Raw genomic sequence first — 15,316 nt, forward strand, 5'->3', positions numbered from 1 at the left:
CTAACGCGGCGGCGCGGGCAAGGCACTTTTTCTTATATACTCTTTTGGGTCTTTGGGGTAGAAGTGCTCTGGTTGTCGTTCTAAGTGGGTAAAAAAGCGCGTGTCTTTGTAGGGCATCTTCATAAACCCCGACACGCCCAGCCCCTCGATTTGACTGACAGCAGCCAGCATTCGGCTCAGTAGGCTGCGAAACTCCTGCTCGCGTTGAGGGTCGAGCAGCCGATAGTAGCTATGGATTTTGAGATGTTTGGGCAGCGCTTCAAAGATGATCATGCCGGTATGGTGAATCTCATTGAGCCGCTGAAGCAGTTGCATAATGGTATCCGGCAGCACCAATAGCTCTTCTGGGTCAGGACCATCTTCAAAGTAGCTGTGCTGCCGGGTGCGATCCTCCATTTCCGGCACCGCGCTCACTTCGTAATTAATCGCCATCTCTGGCTGGCAGTGAAACGCCTCCTCAGGGCTAGCACGCTCTAAGTGCAGCGTTTGGCGGGCATTGAACAGACAACTTTTAAATACCCCCTGGCGATGAATGGCCCGTGCTAAGTGCACCATGTTATTCACCGCTTCGATAAACGCGGGCTTTAGCGCTGGGTCATGCAGGTTGAGCGACGAATCAATATAGACCCCCTCCCGCTCCCAGCGCACCGCTAAACCACCGACGACTGGGTATTTGCCCAACCGGCTCACCGAAGCCAAAAAGGCTTTTTCGGTTTCTCCCATGCCCTGCATAAACTGTTTGTAGTAGCGATCAAGCTGCACATCATTGACGTCGTTTAACGTCTCTTCAGCGCTTGCCTCGCGTAAAAACGCCTTTCGTGAGCTGTACACCACGGTATCGATCTCTTGGCTAGCCGGGCGACGCAGGCCTTTTCCCCATACGGGCACTAGCGGCGTTTGGGGGGCGATGGGCAGGTCAACCATAACCAGCTTCGCCATGCGCGGCATTTCACGAATAAAGTAATCCCCCGCTTTACGCCGCACCTGTGGGTCGGGGTCGAGCATGCCATCCAGCGTGCGCGCGAACTCAATGGGCAATCCCAATGAGCTGGCCGGAATTGCTCGATGGCCAAAACGACAGGACTGCGCAGACGCTAGCGCATAGAGCGTACCTGCCGCCCCCTGCTCATCGAACCGTGGCGACGAGAGCGCTCCGTTCAACTGCTCTTCACCGATAAAATAGACATCCCCCAGCCGGGCATTGGTTTGCTGCAGATTGTCCGACATCAACTCCATTACGTTGGCGCCCACGAACTGAAGCGATTCATCCAACTGTGCGAACACCGATGAGCCCCAGTCGATCAGCGCGATGGCCTCGCAGGTGGCGTCAAAGACCAGATTAGAGGGTTTAATGTCGCCATGTACCACCGGCCGCGCGTTCGGGCCTGTTTCACGACGCAGTGCTTGTAAGATGTCTGCTAACTGTGCAGCGATGCGCATAATTAACCGAGGTGAGAGCCTTCCCTGCTTGAGCGACACTTGCTCCAGATTCCAGCCAGGCGCACGCTCCATGACCAGAATCGACTGGCCGCGTGAGCGCTGATAAGTGATGAGTTTAGGTATCCGAGGGTGTGACACTTGATCAAGCATAAACGCCTCTTCTTCGAGGCGTTCTTGTAGATGGGTGGGCAAGGTAATACGCGAGAACTTAAACACATAGTGGGCAGTCATGCCCTGCTGCCATGCGCTACCCGCAAACACAAACCCATAAGCCCCCTTACCAATCAGCTCGATATTTGAATAGCCCAACTGGGCAAGCTGCGCCTGGCACAGCGCTACCCAGTCTTTTAGCTTTCGCGCATCGTGATGGCTTAGCAGGTACACCGACTGCTCTTCGGGTATGTAAAACTGCTGCAGCGGTGCCTGGCTCATAGCAAGGTGCCTACACGGTTAAGTCAGATGAAGCAGCATGCTTTCCGGCGCCTCTAGAAAGCCTTTCCAGGCGTTGCAAAAACGGGCAATGGTACCGCCATCAATAAAGCGATGATCGCCTGCCCAGGTGACCGTCAAGATAGCCCGGCGCTGCACAGCCCCGTGCTCATCAAAGCGCGGCAGCCACTGGGTTTTGCCAATGGCCACAATGGCGGCTTCCGGCGCATTAATAATCGGCGCAGCGTAGGTTCCCCCAAGAGCACCAATGTTGGAGATACTAATGGTGCCGCCCTTTAGATCCGCCTGCTCCACGCGCCCTTCCCGAGCGGCATTGGTTAGCCTGCCGACCTCTTTGGCAATCTCAAACAGCGTTAAGCCCTCGACACCTTTCACGTTAGGTACCAAAAGCCCCGCTTTGCTATCCACCGCCATGCCGATATTGCACTGGTCGTAGTAGCTCAGCTCGTTGGCTTCGCTGTTTAACTGTGCATTGATGATCGGCGTCTCCGCCACGGCCAGCGCCATCGCTTTCATAAAGAACGGCATCAGCGTGAGCCGTTCGCCCTGCGCCTCTACCTGCGGCTTGAGCCGCTCGCGCAGCGCCAACAGCTCCGTGACATCAATCTCTTCACCGTAGTGAAAATGAGGAATGGAGCTAGCGGCCTCTACCATGCGCTTGGCCATCACCGCCCGCACGCCGCGCAGCGGCTCTACTTTTGAGGGTGCTAAGCCTGTGCTTGATGGCATCGAAACACTGGCCGTTTGGTGAGATACCGCTGGCGCGTTGAGGTGCGCTAGCACGTCTTCTTTCAACACTCGACCATCTTTGCCACTGCCTGAGATCTCCGACAGGGCTAGGCTGTGCTCGCGTACTAAGCGGCGCACCGCAGGGCTAGCGGGCACTTTGCCTGCAGCCGCCGGGGTAACGGCTTGGCTTTTAGGCGGCGGGCTATTTTCATCAGCGGCCACCCCGTGGCTACTGGGCGGCGCTGGAGGTGCCTGCTCGGTAGCAGCAGTATCGCTGTTCATCTGACCGGCGGCTTGGTATGCATAAAGCGGCGCGTGAACCTTGGCAATCTTCCCCTGGGCCACATACAGATTGGTGACCGTCCCGGCTTCTGGCGCGGTGATTTCCACCAGCGCCTTGTCGGTCATCACTTCGACTATCGGCTGATCCTCTTCGATGGTGTCGCCTTCGGCCACGCGCCACTCCACCACTTCACACTCTACGATACCTTCACCGATATCTGGCAGTAAAAAATCACTCATGGCTGTTCTCCCTGGCGCTAAAAGTTCACGCTTTCGCAAATCGCTTCAAAAATTTTCAGGTGGTCGGGCAAGTACTCTTTCTCCAGCACAAGTGGGAAAGGCGTATCCAGCCCGGTAACCCGAGTAATCGGCGATTCCAGATAGAGAAAACAGCGCTCCTGTATCGTCGCGGCAATTTCACCGGCAAAGCCGCCGGTGAGCGGCGCTTCATGACTAACAATCATACGGCCGGTTTTGAATACCGACTCTGCCACGGTATCCACATCCCAGGGCAGCAGCGAACGCAGGTCGATGACCTCGCAGGCAATGCCCTGCTCTTCGGCAAGCTCGGCGGCTTTGCTGATCACTTCCATCTGCGCACCCCAGCCCACCAGGGTAATGTCGGTGCCCTCTTTGATCACCTCCGCTTCACCAATTGGCAGTTGGTAGTCTTCATCGGGCACTTCACCTACGGCGGCACGATAGAGCCGTTTTGGCTCTAAAAACAGCACGGGGTCGGGGTCACGAATCGCCGCCAGCAGCAGCCCTTTGGCTTGATAGGGGTTGCGCGGCACCACCACTTTTAAGCCCGGCGTGTGGGTAAAGTACGCCTCAGGTGATTGCGAGTGGTATAAGCCCCCGGAAATGCCGCCGCCATAGGGTGTGCGAATGGTGAGCCCGCCTACGTTGAAGAGATCCCCAGAGCGGTAGCGGAATTTGGCGGTCTCGTTAACGATTTGATCAAATGCGGGGAAGATGTAATCCGCAAACTGGATTTCAGCGACGGGAACAGAGCCTTGTGCGGCCAGTCCGTTAGCAAAGCCAATAATGCCTTGCTCCACCAGCGGCGTATTAAAGCAGCGCGCTTTGCCGTACTTCTCTTGTAAATGGCTGGTGGCTCGGAAAACACCGCCAAAAATACCCACGTCTTCACCAAAGCAGATGACTTTCTCATCTTCCGCCATGGCGATATCCAGCGCGTTATTAATCGCCTGGAGCATGTTCATCGTCGCCATATTACGCCTCTCCCTGAGTATCAGTGGCTGACGAAAGCGTCAGATCTAGCGATTTTGCGCCGCGCGGGTAGGCATCTGGGTAGCGGCGAATATGGCGCTTCAACTGATCCAGCTGGTGCTGTAGCGCAGGTGTCACATCGGCGTAAACATCGCTGATTAACGACTCCAGCGGCGGCGGCGGGCGTTTTTCGGCGCGCTTCATGGTTTCCAGCACTTCACGGCGCAGGCTCTCCTGCTGGGCAGCTTCCTCTTCATCGCTCCACCACCCTTTCTTCGCCAGCCAGCGCTGCATGCGTAGCAAGGGATCTTTGGCGCGCCACGCTTCCTCTTCGCTCTTAGCGCGATAGCCCGAGGGGTCATCCGAAGAGGAGTGGGCAGCCAACCGGTAGGACATGGCTTCAATCAGCACCGGCTGGTTCTGCTCAACGGCGATTTTTCGCGCTTGGCGGGTCGCTTCATATACCGCTAGGGCGTCGTTACCATCCACGCGAATCACGTGCATATGGTAGCCAAAGGCACGGGGAGCAATGCCGTCAGCGGCAAACTGTTCTGTGGAGGGAGTAGAAATAGCGTAGCCGTTGTTGCGGCAGAAAAAGATCACCGGCACCTGATGCACCGAGGCCATATTAAGCGCGGCGTGAAAGTCCCCTTCTGAGGCTGCGCCTTCGCCAAAAAAGGTCAGCGTACAGTGGCCTTCACCGGCCAGCTTTTGGCCATAGGCATACCCGGTGGCTTGAGGAATCTGCGTCGCCAGCGGCGATGAGATGGTCATGTAGTGCAGCTTGCGAGAGCCGTAATGAATCGGCATTTGGCGGCCTTTGCCGTAATCAAGCTCGTTGCCAAATAGCTGATTCATAAACTCGTCGATAGAGAAGCCGCGATACATCAAGGCGCCTTGTTCGCGGTACTGGGCCATGATCATATCGGCATCATCAAGCGCGGCAGCAGCGCCTACCACGGCGGCTTCTTCACCGGTGCACTGCATATAGAAACTGAGCCGCCCTTGGCGTTGGGCAGCCATCATGCGCTCATCAAGAATGCGGGTGGCTAGCATGGCCTGGTACAGTCGGCGGGCGTGCTCTTGCGTGATCTCGGGTGCTCGAGCGCCTTCGTAGAGCTCGCCATCGGGGTTCAGCAGGGCGAACGTCTCGATGGCAAACTCGTCGCCGGTCATGAAGGCCGGCTGGTGTACGTACTGAGTCATCATTATTGTCCTTGTTTTTACCCCTTTTGAGGGCAGTGTTGTCGGTGATGACCGTTTATGCCAGTGGATTTATCTGACACGGGTCAACGCAACACTTGGACAGTAACTCAGTGCAAGCCGTTTAGGGATTCAACTTAAGACGCAGAGAGCACTTAAGAAGCAGAGAGGCGTTGGCGCAGCCGCTGCTGGTAGACGTTAAAGGCGCTATCCGCGCTCAGCGCCAGCAGTGCAATCAGCAGCGCGCCTTGCAGCACGTAGGCCATATTGCCATTGACGATACCGGCGATAATGGGGTCTCCCAGATTACTGGCCCCGACAGTGGCACCGAGTGCCGCCGTGGCAATATTAATAGTCACCGAAGTACGCACCCCTGCCAGAATTACCGGGGCGGCCAGGGGCAACTCCACGTGACGCAGCACCTGCCAAGGCGTCATGCCCATGGCCTGGGCCGCCTCTTTGATGGTCGCGTCAACATCGTTAATGCCCGCCAGCGTATTGCGTACGATTGGCAGCAGCCCGTAAAGCATTAGCGCAACGATAATGGGCAGCGTACCAAACCCTAACACTGGCACCGCTAGCGCCAGCACCGCCACCGGGGGGAACGTTTGCCCTAAAGAGGCCAACTGCCCCACCAGAGGCAAGAAATCCCGCCCTCGCTCGCGGGTAACGGCAATACCTGCCGCTACACCAACCGCAATGGTGACCACTGCCGCCACGGCAACGACTAACACATGGCGGCCCAGCAGCTCGTAAAACGCCGCGCGATCATAGACGACTTGCCGGGCGTCAGGCTCTACACAACGAAACAGGCCCTCTAGGAGCGGCATGCCCACGATGCACACCGCCAGTAGCGCGACCCAAATAAGCGGCAGAAACCATTGAATGCTCGGTGCGTTAGGCAGGCTGACGGTGGAAGAATTACGCGTCACGTTGGCTCACCTTATCCAACTGCGCCTCTTTAACGATGCGGCGCAGCGAAAGCTCCCCTATTGGCACATCGCCTTGATCCACCACGGTTAAGCGGTCGCAGTGGTCCCGCAGCATCATGGAAAGCGCTTGGCGCAGCGAGAAATCGGCGGGAATTCGAGATTGTGCCGGCAAAGTAGGCCCAAGCGATGTCATGCGATCTTTTACGCGCGTTAACGCTGCCTGCTTCAACCCCCGCTCAAGCCCACCGAGCAGGGATTCCACAAACGGATCAGCGGGCCGTTGAAGCAGTGCCAGCGGCGTGCCCTGCTGGACAATACGGCCATCACGCATGACGACCAAATGGTCGGCTAACTTCAGCGCTTCATCCATATCGTGGGTCACGAACACAATGGTTTTGTGTAACCGTGCCTGTAGCTTGGCCAGCTCATCCTGAAGCTTTTCCCGGGTAATGGGGTCCAGAGCACCAAACGGCTCATCCATCAGTAGTATATCGGGGTCTGCGGCTAAGGCACGGGCCACCCCGACCCGCTGCGCTTGACCACCTGAGAGCTGATGCGGATATTTATGCGCAAACTCGCCCACCGGCAGGCCCAGTACGCCCATCAGTTCCTCTACACGAGCGGTAATTTCTGTAGCGGGCCATTTCAGCAACCGAGGCACTAAGCCAATATTGCGCGCGACGTTCCAGTGGGGAAACAGCCCGGTACTCTGGATCACATAGCCGATTCGCCGACGTAGTTTTACTGGGTCGTACTGCTCAATCGCCTGGCCATCCAGGATAATATCGCCGCTGCTATGCTCAATCAGCCGATTGATCATGCGTAGGGTGGTGGATTTACCGCATCCAGAGGTCCCTACCAACGCACAGAACTTTCCTTTAGCGACCCGCAGCGTGATGTCTTCCACCGCGGTATCGTCACCAAACTGTTTTGAAACGTGGGAAAGCTCTATCATTCCTGTCCTCCGGGACGCAGCGCGTCTGCCAACGCTCCTAATCCTGCGTCCACTATCAGTGCCAAGATCAGAATGGGCAGTGCGCCCAGTAGCACCATATCCATGGCGGCTTGCCCCAGCCCTTGAAAAATAAACGTCCCTAGACCGCCAGCACCTATCAGTGCCGCCACTGCCGTTAGCCCAATCGCCTGTACAGCCGTAATGCGTACGCCTTCTAACAGTACGGGAAGCGCCAATGGAAAACGCACCTGCCAAAAACGCTGCCCGGTACGCATACCCATGGCTTTAGCGGCCTGGAGCGTCTCAGCGCTGACCTCTTCCAGAGCAATGTAGGTATTACGCACCATGGGCAGCAGGCTATAAGCAATTAACGCAATCAGCGCTGGAGCATTGCCGATACCGCTGACACCCAACGCTGCCAGCGGGGGTACGTTAGCCGCCAGCCAAGCGAGCGGCGCTAGCAGTAGTCCAAACAGCGCCAAACTTGGGATGGTTTGTAAAAAGTTCAGCAGTGTAAACGCGATTTTTTGCAGGCGCTGATAGCGACGCATCAGCATCGCTAACAGCATTCCCAGCACCACGCTAACGCCCACGGCTGTGCCCACCAAGGCAATATGTTGACCAACGGCCTGATAAAACTGCCCCTCACGGGCCTGGAACTCTTGCACGAGGGCAAGGCGATCCAGCCAAAGCGCGGCACATCCCCACCAAGCAATGCCCACGCCTGCCAGCAGCAGCGTTGGCCACCAGCGGGATAACCCTAAGCGTAGGCGTAGCTCTACCAAACAGAGCAACAGTACGAACAGCACGGTCCAGTAGGCTGCGCCAATGCCGAGTCGCGCCTGGGGTAACGAGGGGTCGACCAACCAGTGGCCTGCCACCATTAAGCCAAACGGCATCAACAGCAAGATGAGTATGATGATGCCCAGCATCGCCCGGTAGTGCCTTGAGGTAGGCACGGACGACAACGCCGCCATGGCGATAAAGAGCAGTGATACCAGTGCCGCGCCCGGCCAGCTAATGGCGTCTACCATGCCAAAAGCCGTGCCGGAAACAATGCGATTAGGAGCAACACTGACAAAGCTTAACAACCAAGCGGCAGCCAGCATGGCACCGCTTAGGCACAACAGCACAACATTCGGGTGCCATGGGCGTCGTTTAAACGATGGCGAGGGCAAGGCGTCGATTAACGACATTTTCAGCACTGTTCCATACCGGGCTATCGGTCATGTCAAAGAAGAAAGCACCGTTGCCGGTGTATTCGGGATACAGATCAACCTCACCCGCCTGCAACGCGCTGCGTACCACGCAGCTACCACCAAGCTGAAGCCGATCTTCCGTTGGAATACCGTTGCGCTCCAGCGTCTGAATAATTAACTCGCCTAGTACCGAGCCTTCGGTATCGATTTTAGAAGAGACCACGATGGGGTCGTTGGCACTGGCCGTGGAGAGCACCGTTGATAAACAGGCAGCCATGGCAGGTGTGAACAATGAGCGCATGGAGTCGTCCTTTTCAATGAACTTCTGGGGCGTATCGTTTCAGTATAAGAGCCTGCTGCGTTGAAGTCAGACGCCGCAGTAACGACGCCTGACTGTTTACAACGATTAAGGCGCTTCGATCACCCAGGTGGTTCCTTCCCGAGAATCTTTGAGAATAATGCCAAGCGCTGCCAGCTCATCACGAATAGCATCAGCGCGGGCAAAATCCTTACTTCCTTTCGCCGCTTGTCGCTCGGCGATTTTTGCTTCGATCTCTTCTTCGCTCAGCGCTACCTGCTGCTGGGCGCCTTTTAGAAACGTTTGTGGCGTTTGCTGCAGTAGTCCCAGCACACCGGCCAAACGCTTTAATTCACCAGCCAAGCGTGGTGCCTCTGCTGGCTGATCACTTTTCGCTCGGTTGAGATCGCGGGCCAAATCGAAAAGCGCGGCCAAAGCGATGGGCGTGTTGAAGTCGTCGTCCATTGCCGCTGTGAAGCGCTCCGCGGCATCGCTGGCGGCTGCCTGCTCGTCGGCGTTCACTCCGTCTAACGCCGTATACAACCGCGTTAGCGATTTGCGCGCTTCGACCAGCGAATCCACTGAGTAGTTAATAGCGCTACGATAGTGGCTTGCCACCAACAGGTAGCGCACCACTTCTGGATCGTGCTCGGCTAGCACGTCGCGGATGGTGAAGAAGTTGCCCAGCGACTTGGACATCTTCTCTTGGTTGACGCGAACGGCTCCAGCATGCATCCAGGTGTTGACGTAGGTTTTACCTGTCGCCGCTTCCGATTGAGCAATCTCGTTTTCATGATGGGGAAAGGTCAAATCCGGCCCACCGCCATGAATATCGAAGGTGTCCCCCAGGCAGCAGGTGGACATCGCGGAGCACTCGATGTGCCAACCCGGTCGCCCGTCTCCCCAGGGGGAATGCCAGTGAGCTTCACCGGGCTTGGCCGCTTTCCAGAGCACGAAATCCAGCGGGTCTTCTTTGTGCACATCCACGTCGACCCGTGCACCAGAGCGCATGTCATCCAGCTGACGGTTATTCAATTTGCCGTAGTCGGTGAACTTGCGCACTCGGTAGTAGACATCACCATTGGCCGCGGCATAGGCAAAACCTTTGTCGATGAGCGTTTCGATCATCGCGATAATGTCGTCGATGTGCCTCGTTGCCCGGGGCTCCTGACTGGGTGGCAGCACGTTGAGGCGAGCTTCGTCCTCATGCATCGCGGCAATCATGCGCTCGGTGAGCGCGTCGATGGGCTCGCCGTTCTCCTCGGCCCGCTTGAGGATTTTATCGTCGATATCGGTGATGTTGCGCACGTAGGTCACGTCATAGCCGCGATGGCGCAGGTAGCGGGTAATCACATCAAAGGCCACCATCACCCGGGCGTGGCCAAGGTGACAGTAGTCATACACCGTCATACCGCAAACGTACATGCTGACCTTGCCATCGACAAGGGGCTTAAAAGGCTCTTTGCGGCGTGTCAGCGTATTGTAAATATGCATATGACGTTTCCTTATCCCTTCTGTTTGATTTTCGCCCAGCTATCTTTCAAGCCCACGGTGCGGTTGAACACCAGGTGGTCGGCAGTGGAGGCGTGACGATCGGCGCAGAAGTAACCGACTCGCTCGAATTGGAAACGATCTTCCGGCGCGGCACTGGCCAGGCTTGGCTCGCCAATGGCATGGCACACCACCAGCGACTCGGGATTCAAATGCTCGAGGAAGTCGACGTCCTTATCACGATCGGGCTGCTCGACCATGAACAGGTTGTCGTAGAGGCGCACTTCCATCGGCACGCCGTGGGCCGCGCTGACCCAGTGAATCACGCCTTTCACCTTGCGGCCTTCCGGGTTTTTACCCAGGGTGTCGAAATCGACGGAGCAGTGCAGCTCAATAATCTCACCTGCATCGTCTTTAATCACGTCATCACAGCGAATTACGTAGCTGTTGCGCAGGCGCACTTCTTTGCCCGGTGCTAGGCGGAAGAATTTCTTCGGCGCGTCTTCCATAAAGTCGTCTTGATCGATGTAGAGCTCACGACCAAAAGGAACTTTACGCATCGGCATGTCTTCACGCGCCGGGTGGCCTGGCACCTGGTACACTTCCTCGTGATCTTCCGGCATGTTGGTCAGCACCACTTTTAGCGGCTTGAGCACGCACATCGCCCGGGGTGCGTTATCTTCCAGGTCCGAACGAATGGCGTGGGTCAGCATGGCGATATCCACCAAACCACCGTCGGAACGGGTCACGCCGATCATTTCACAGAATTTACGAATCGAAGCGGGCGTATAGCCCCGGCGACGCATACCGGAAATGGTCGGCATTCGCGGGTCATCCCAACCATCGACGATCTGCTCATCCACCAACAGCTTCAGCTTACGTTTGGAGGTCAGCGTGTAGTCGAGGTTCAGTCTGGCAAATTCAATCTGGCGCGGCTTGGCGGGCACCGGCAGATTGTTCAAGAACCACTCGTATAGCGGGCGGTGGTCTTCGAACTCCAGCGTACAGATGGAGTGAGTAATACCCTCGATGGCATCCGACTGACCGTGGGTAAAATCGTACGAGGGGTAGATTTTCCACTTGTCACCTGTTTGGTGGTGATGCGCATGACGAATGCGGTACAAGATCGGATCGCGCAAATTGATGTTGGGCGACGCCATATCGATTTTGGCGCGCAGCACTTTTTCCCCTTCACCAAACTCACCGTTACGCATCCGTTCTAGAAGGTCCAAGCTCTCTTCGGCGCTGCGCTCGCGGTAGGGGCTAGGCTTGCCGGGCTCGGTCAGCGTACCCCGATACTCGCGAATCTCATCCGGAGACAGGTCATCCACATAGGCTTTGCCTTCACGAATCAGATGCTGCGCCCAGGCGTAGAGCTGGTCGAAGTAGTCGGAGGCAAAACGTACCGGGCCTGCCCACTCAAAGCCCAACCAGCTAACGTCTTCTTTGATGGCGTCAATGTACGCCTGCTCTTCTTTTGCTGGGTTGGTGTCGTCAAAGCGCAGATGACACTCACCACCAAACTGCTCTGCCAACCCGAAGTTCAGACAAATCGACTTGGCGTGGCCGATGTGCAAAAAGCCGTTGGGCTCCGGAGGAAAGCGCGTCACAATTTTGGTGACCTGGCCGCCCGCTATCTCGTCGCGTACTTGGTTGCGAATGAAGTTCGGCGCTGGGGTGGTCTCGTTGGTCATGGTGGTGTTGATAACCTCATGGTAGATGGCGTGCTGGGCAAACGATGCAAAGGCAATCAGGGTTAGCGCTTCGCGGTGCCGAGCAAAACCGCTATTATAACGTGACGCCGATGCACAGCGCCAAGGCGAACGCTTTTATTGAACAGGAATTTATCCATGATCGTATTACAGACGAACTACGGTGACATCACCATCGCGCTCAATCATGAAAAAGCCCCGGTTACGGCAGCCAATTTCGAGCAGTACGTGCGCGACGGTTTTTACGACGGCACGCTGTTCCACCGGGTCATCGATGGTTTCATGATTCAAGGGGGCGGCTTCGACCAGGAGTTCAACCAGAAGCCGACACGCGACCCCATCGAAAACGAAGCCGACAACGGTCTGCAGAACACCATCGGCACGCTGGCCATGGCCCGTACCCAGGATCCCCACTCTGCCACCGCCCAGTTTTTCATCAACGTCGGTAACAACAGCTTCCTGAACCACAGCGGCAAAAGCCTGCAAGGCTGGGGTTACGCGGTATTTGGTGAAGTAGTGGACGGCATGGACGTGGTCAACGCCATCAAGGCCGTGAGCACCACGCGCCGTGGCATGCACGCAGACGTGCCCGCCGAAGACGTGGTCATCGAGCGCGCCTACCTGAAGGATGCGGAATAACCGTCGGGAGTCTTATGCGTACGCTGCTGATCGCTGACATGCATTTGAGTAACGACACCCCTGAGCTCAATCAGGGGTTTTATCGTTACCTGGAGCATACCGCCAAAGGGGCCGAGGATCTTTACATTCTGGGCGACCTGTTCGACGCCTGGATCGGAGACGACTTGCTGGATACGCCTCACCCCCTCAGCGGGGTGGCCCATGAGGTGATCAAGCGCCTGCGGGCACTGAGCGATGCGGGCACGTCCATCTTTTTCATTCACGGCAACCGGGACTTTCTGATCGGCGAACGCTTCATCAACGCCTGTCAGGCCACCCTGCTGCCCGACAGTGAGCAAGTGGAATTGCAGGGCGTAGCCGCCGTCATTCTGCACGGTGACAGCCTGTGCACCAAAGATGAGGCCTACATGGCGTTTCGCGCCCAGTCTCGCCACCCTGAGTGGCAGGCGCAGATCCTGGCCATGCCGCTGGAGCAGCGGCTAGAGTTGGCCAAGAGCCTGCGTATGCAGTCTGGGGATGCCAACGCCAACAAGGCCGAAGCCATCATGGATGTGACCCACGCAGAAGTCGTGACCACAATGCAGCGCCATGGGGTGAACATCATGATCCATGGCCACACCCATCGCCCCAAGGTCCATGACCTCACCGTCGAAGACGTGCCTGCCAAACGCTTTGTGTTAGGCGATTGGGATAGCGAACACGGCTGGGATATTGTCGTGGAGCACTCGAGCGAGCGCCACCCAGAGCCCGTACTGCGCCAGTTCTCGCTGATCCAGCCGCCTGGTAGCGACAGCGAATCGCATTGAGCCATTGAGCACAGGCCCCGTCATGAAAAAGCCGATCACATGGATCGGCTTTTTAGTTTTAGCGCTCTATCCTGGCATCACTGCGCAGGTCATCGATCAATCCTTGAATGATCGCCTGAGCCCGCAGTTGTTCTGCCATTTGTGACACGAAAGCATTCATCTGCTCGTCGGCCTGCCCTTCGTTGACACTGTCCAATGCAACGACAGCAACGCCCTGAGGCAAGGTCACGGCACGGTAAACGCTGTCGCCCTCTTCAGGGTGTGGCATGCGGAACACTTCACGGATCAGCACCTGAGGCAGCGTACTGTCAGACTGGCGAGAGACGTTATTGGCTTCCAGCCACTCCAGCTCAACGGCATCGCCCGCACGGAGCAAGGCGATCAATTCTGCTGCCTGCTCCTGAAGTGCTTCTTGGCGCTGCTGAGCAGCAACAGCCTGCTCTACTTCATCGCGCACTTCATCTAGGGGCAGAACAGTTGCATCACGATGCTCGGCAACACGAAGCACTAAGCGGCGGTCGTTGTCGAGCTCAATCACTTCGCTGTTGTAGCCCTCTTCCAGCACGTCAGCGCTGAACGCCTCATCCAGCACGCCCGGCTCGGAAAGCGCTCCTTCACCTTCCCCACGCGCCAACCAGTCGCTCTCGTTGAGCGTCAGGCCGAGGTCATCCGCAACGGACTGCAGATCGTCTGCCGCGAAGCTCTCATCGATCAGACGCTGCACCTGACGATTGAAGTCATCATTGACCTCACGCAGCGCCACTTCCTGAGCCAAACGGTCACGCTGCTCTTCGAAAGAAGGCGCATCCAGCTCGGTAACCTGCAGAATATGGAAAGCACCGTCCATTTCGACGACCTGGGACGTCTCACCGACCCCAAGGGCAAACGCTGCGTCATCGAAGGCATCACCAAAGAAGCCGCGACTGATCACGCCCAGATCACCACCCTGCTCGGCACTAGCGGTGTCATCCGAAAAACGCACGGCGGTATCGGCGAAACTCTCACCACGGCTCAGGTCAGCCAGCGCTTCATTGGCTAGCTGCTGGGCCTCTTCACGGCCACGCTCGGAACCAAAGGTCACCATGATATGGGAAACACGACGGTTGGCATCGCGATTCTGCTCACGCCAGGCAGCGCGGAGTTCGCTCTCGTCCACAGCAATATCTTCAGCCATGGCCTGGCGGTCGATCACCACGTACTCGACGCGCACCTGTTCCGGGCGCTCGAAGCGTTCCTGGTTGGCGTCATAGTAGGCCTGCATCTGCTCCTCGGTGACCTCTACTTCATAAGCAGCATCATTGGCATCCAGCATCACGTAGCGGAAATCTCGCTGCTGGCCTTGCAGGTCTGCCAGACGCTGCTCTTCATTGGCCAAGCTGAAGTCACTGAATGCCAAGCCCTGCTGCAGTTGCTGACGCTTGATATCCATCCGCAGCTCTTCACGGAACGAGAGCGGCGTGTAACCCGCTCCTGCCAGACGATTCCGGAAAATTTCTGCAGAAAAGCGCCCATCCTGATCATGAAACTCAGGCAGTGTCACGATCATCTGGTCAAGCTGAGCGTCGGAGACGTAAAAACCGCCGTCCTCAGCATACTGACGCAGTAAAGACTGAGTGATGAGCTGGTCGAGCATATCGTTGCGCAGTGCCCGCTCCTGCTCAGGAGGCACTTGCCCAGAACGCAGCGCGCGCTGCACTTCTAGCTCAACTTGCTGACGCATAATGGGTTCGCCATTAACGCTCGCCACTTCATTGGGGTCGCTACCAAAGACACTGAACAGCGACTCCACACCAAAAAGCGCCATGGCCGCGACCATGACACCAATGATTATCTTGGCACCCCAGCTTCTGGAGCCATCTCGTATACTTTGCAGCATGCTAGCCTCAGATCATCAAAGCCATCTATTGCCCAAACCATCGGGCCAGAAAAGAACATGGGCGCATCGCG

The 15,316-nt window shown here is 56.9% G+C and carries 12 protein-coding genes and 1 pseudogene; 2 read left to right on the forward strand and 11 right to left on the reverse strand.

Annotated features, from left to right (window positions below):
• From AC13CN_RS15905 to AC13CN_RS15950, 10 genes and pseudogenes are all read right to left on the reverse strand, one after another.
• Positions 1 to 1,872 carry a protein kinase domain-containing protein gene (locus AC13CN_RS15905; RefSeq protein WP_253557086.1) on the reverse strand — a complete coding sequence of 624 codons (1,872 nt, stop codon included), beginning with the start codon at positions 1,870 to 1,872 and terminating at the stop codon, positions 1 to 3.
• 18 nt (positions 1,873 to 1,890) lie between these two features.
• Positions 1,891 to 3,141, reverse strand: coding sequence for a 2-oxo acid dehydrogenase subunit E2 (locus AC13CN_RS15910; protein ID WP_253557088.1), 1,251 nt, complete (start codon positions 3,139 to 3,141; stop codon positions 1,891 to 1,893).
• 17 nt (positions 3,142 to 3,158) lie between these two features.
• On the reverse strand, positions 3,159 to 4,136 hold the full coding sequence (locus tag AC13CN_RS15915) for an alpha-ketoacid dehydrogenase subunit beta (protein WP_062361275.1): 978 nt from the start codon (positions 4,134 to 4,136) through the stop codon (positions 3,159 to 3,161).
• A gap of 1 nt (position 4,137) precedes the next feature.
• The gene (locus AC13CN_RS15920) at positions 4,138 to 5,340 is read right to left on the reverse strand and encodes a thiamine pyrophosphate-dependent dehydrogenase E1 component subunit alpha (RefSeq protein WP_483053268.1); all 1,203 of its coding nucleotides are present in this window, start codon (positions 5,338 to 5,340) and stop codon (positions 4,138 to 4,140) included.
• Between the two features lie 152 nt (positions 5,341 to 5,492).
• Positions 5,493 to 6,269, reverse strand: a complete 777-nt coding sequence (locus AC13CN_RS15925; RefSeq protein WP_483053269.1) for an ABC transporter permease — start codon at positions 6,267 to 6,269, stop codon at positions 5,493 to 5,495.
• The gene (locus AC13CN_RS15930; protein ID WP_483053270.1) at positions 6,259 to 7,224 is read right to left on the reverse strand and encodes an ABC transporter ATP-binding protein; all 966 of its coding nucleotides are present in this window, start codon (positions 7,222 to 7,224) and stop codon (positions 6,259 to 6,261) included. Before AC13CN_RS15930 ends, AC13CN_RS15925 begins: the two co-directional genes overlap by 11 nt.
• Positions 7,221 to 8,420, reverse strand: coding sequence for an ABC transporter permease (locus AC13CN_RS15935; protein WP_062361280.1), 1,200 nt, complete (start codon positions 8,418 to 8,420; stop codon positions 7,221 to 7,223). The genes AC13CN_RS15930 and AC13CN_RS15935 overlap by 4 nt, the downstream gene beginning before the upstream one ends.
• A 1-nt stretch (position 8,421) precedes the next feature.
• Positions 8,422 to 8,724, reverse strand: a pseudogene (locus AC13CN_RS15940) (glycine betaine ABC transporter substrate-binding protein); the annotation flags it as partial.
• A gap of 105 nt (positions 8,725 to 8,829) precedes the next feature.
• Entirely contained in the window at positions 8,830 to 10,215 is a 1,386-nt protein-coding gene (gene cysS, locus AC13CN_RS15945; protein WP_044629416.1) for a cysteine--tRNA ligase, read from the reverse strand.
• An 11-nt stretch (positions 10,216 to 10,226) separates the two neighbouring features.
• Positions 10,227 to 11,906: a glutamine--tRNA ligase/YqeY domain fusion protein gene (locus AC13CN_RS15950; protein ID WP_062361283.1), complete on the reverse strand. Its 1,680-nt coding sequence runs from the start codon at positions 11,904 to 11,906 to the stop codon at positions 10,227 to 10,229.
• Positions 11,907 to 12,062: 156 nt separating this feature from the next.
• On the opposite strand from AC13CN_RS15950, the gene AC13CN_RS15955 reads away from it, so the two are divergent.
• Together AC13CN_RS15955 and AC13CN_RS15960 are read left to right on the forward strand one after the other, a co-directional pair.
• Positions 12,063 to 12,563, forward strand: coding sequence for a peptidylprolyl isomerase (locus AC13CN_RS15955; protein ID WP_044629418.1), 501 nt, complete (start codon positions 12,063 to 12,065; stop codon positions 12,561 to 12,563).
• A 14-nt stretch (positions 12,564 to 12,577) separates the two neighbouring features.
• Positions 12,578 to 13,369 (forward strand): UDP-2,3-diacylglucosamine diphosphatase, encoded by a 792-nt coding sequence (locus tag AC13CN_RS15960; RefSeq protein WP_054645075.1) that lies wholly within the window; start codon positions 12,578 to 12,580, stop codon positions 13,367 to 13,369.
• A gap of 58 nt (positions 13,370 to 13,427) precedes the next feature.
• Here the strand turns inward: AC13CN_RS15960 and AC13CN_RS15965 are convergent, their stop codons facing one another.
• Entirely contained in the window at positions 13,428 to 15,245 is a 1,818-nt protein-coding gene (locus tag AC13CN_RS15965) for a SurA N-terminal domain-containing protein (protein WP_062361284.1), read from the reverse strand.
• Positions 15,246 to 15,316 lie beyond the last annotated feature (71 nt).

It is taken from the genome of Vreelandella sp. L-25, from assembly GCF_056857535.1.

Coding starts and splice junctions, on each gene's coding strand:
- AC13CN_RS15965 (WP_062361284.1), bottom strand. CDS start 15,245: ATGCTGCAAAGTATACGAGATGGCTCCAGAAGCTGGGGTGCCAAGATA.
- AC13CN_RS15920 (WP_483053268.1), bottom strand. CDS start 5,340: ATGACTCAGTACGTACACCAGCCGGCCTTCATGACCGGCGACGAGTTT.
- cysS (WP_044629416.1), bottom strand. CDS start 10,215: ATGCATATTTACAATACGCTGACACGCCGCAAAGAGCCTTTTAAGCCC.
- AC13CN_RS15955 (WP_044629418.1), top strand. CDS start 12,063: ATGATCGTATTACAGACGAACTACGGTGACATCACCATCGCGCTCAAT.
- AC13CN_RS15950 (WP_062361283.1), bottom strand. CDS start 11,906: ATGACCAACGAGACCACCCCAGCGCCGAACTTCATTCGCAACCAAGTA.
- AC13CN_RS15960 (WP_054645075.1), top strand. CDS start 12,578: ATGCGTACGCTGCTGATCGCTGACATGCATTTGAGTAACGACACCCCT.
- AC13CN_RS15905 (WP_253557086.1), bottom strand. CDS start 1,872: ATGAGCCAGGCACCGCTGCAGCAGTTTTACATACCCGAAGAGCAGTCG.
- AC13CN_RS15915 (WP_062361275.1), bottom strand. CDS start 4,136: ATGGCGACGATGAACATGCTCCAGGCGATTAATAACGCGCTGGATATC.
- AC13CN_RS15930 (WP_483053270.1), bottom strand. CDS start 7,224: ATGATAGAGCTTTCCCACGTTTCAAAACAGTTTGGTGACGATACCGCG.
- AC13CN_RS15910 (WP_253557088.1), bottom strand. CDS start 3,141: ATGAGTGATTTTTTACTGCCAGATATCGGTGAAGGTATCGTAGAGTGT.
- AC13CN_RS15935 (WP_062361280.1), bottom strand. CDS start 8,420: ATGTCGTTAATCGACGCCTTGCCCTCGCCATCGTTTAAACGACGCCCA.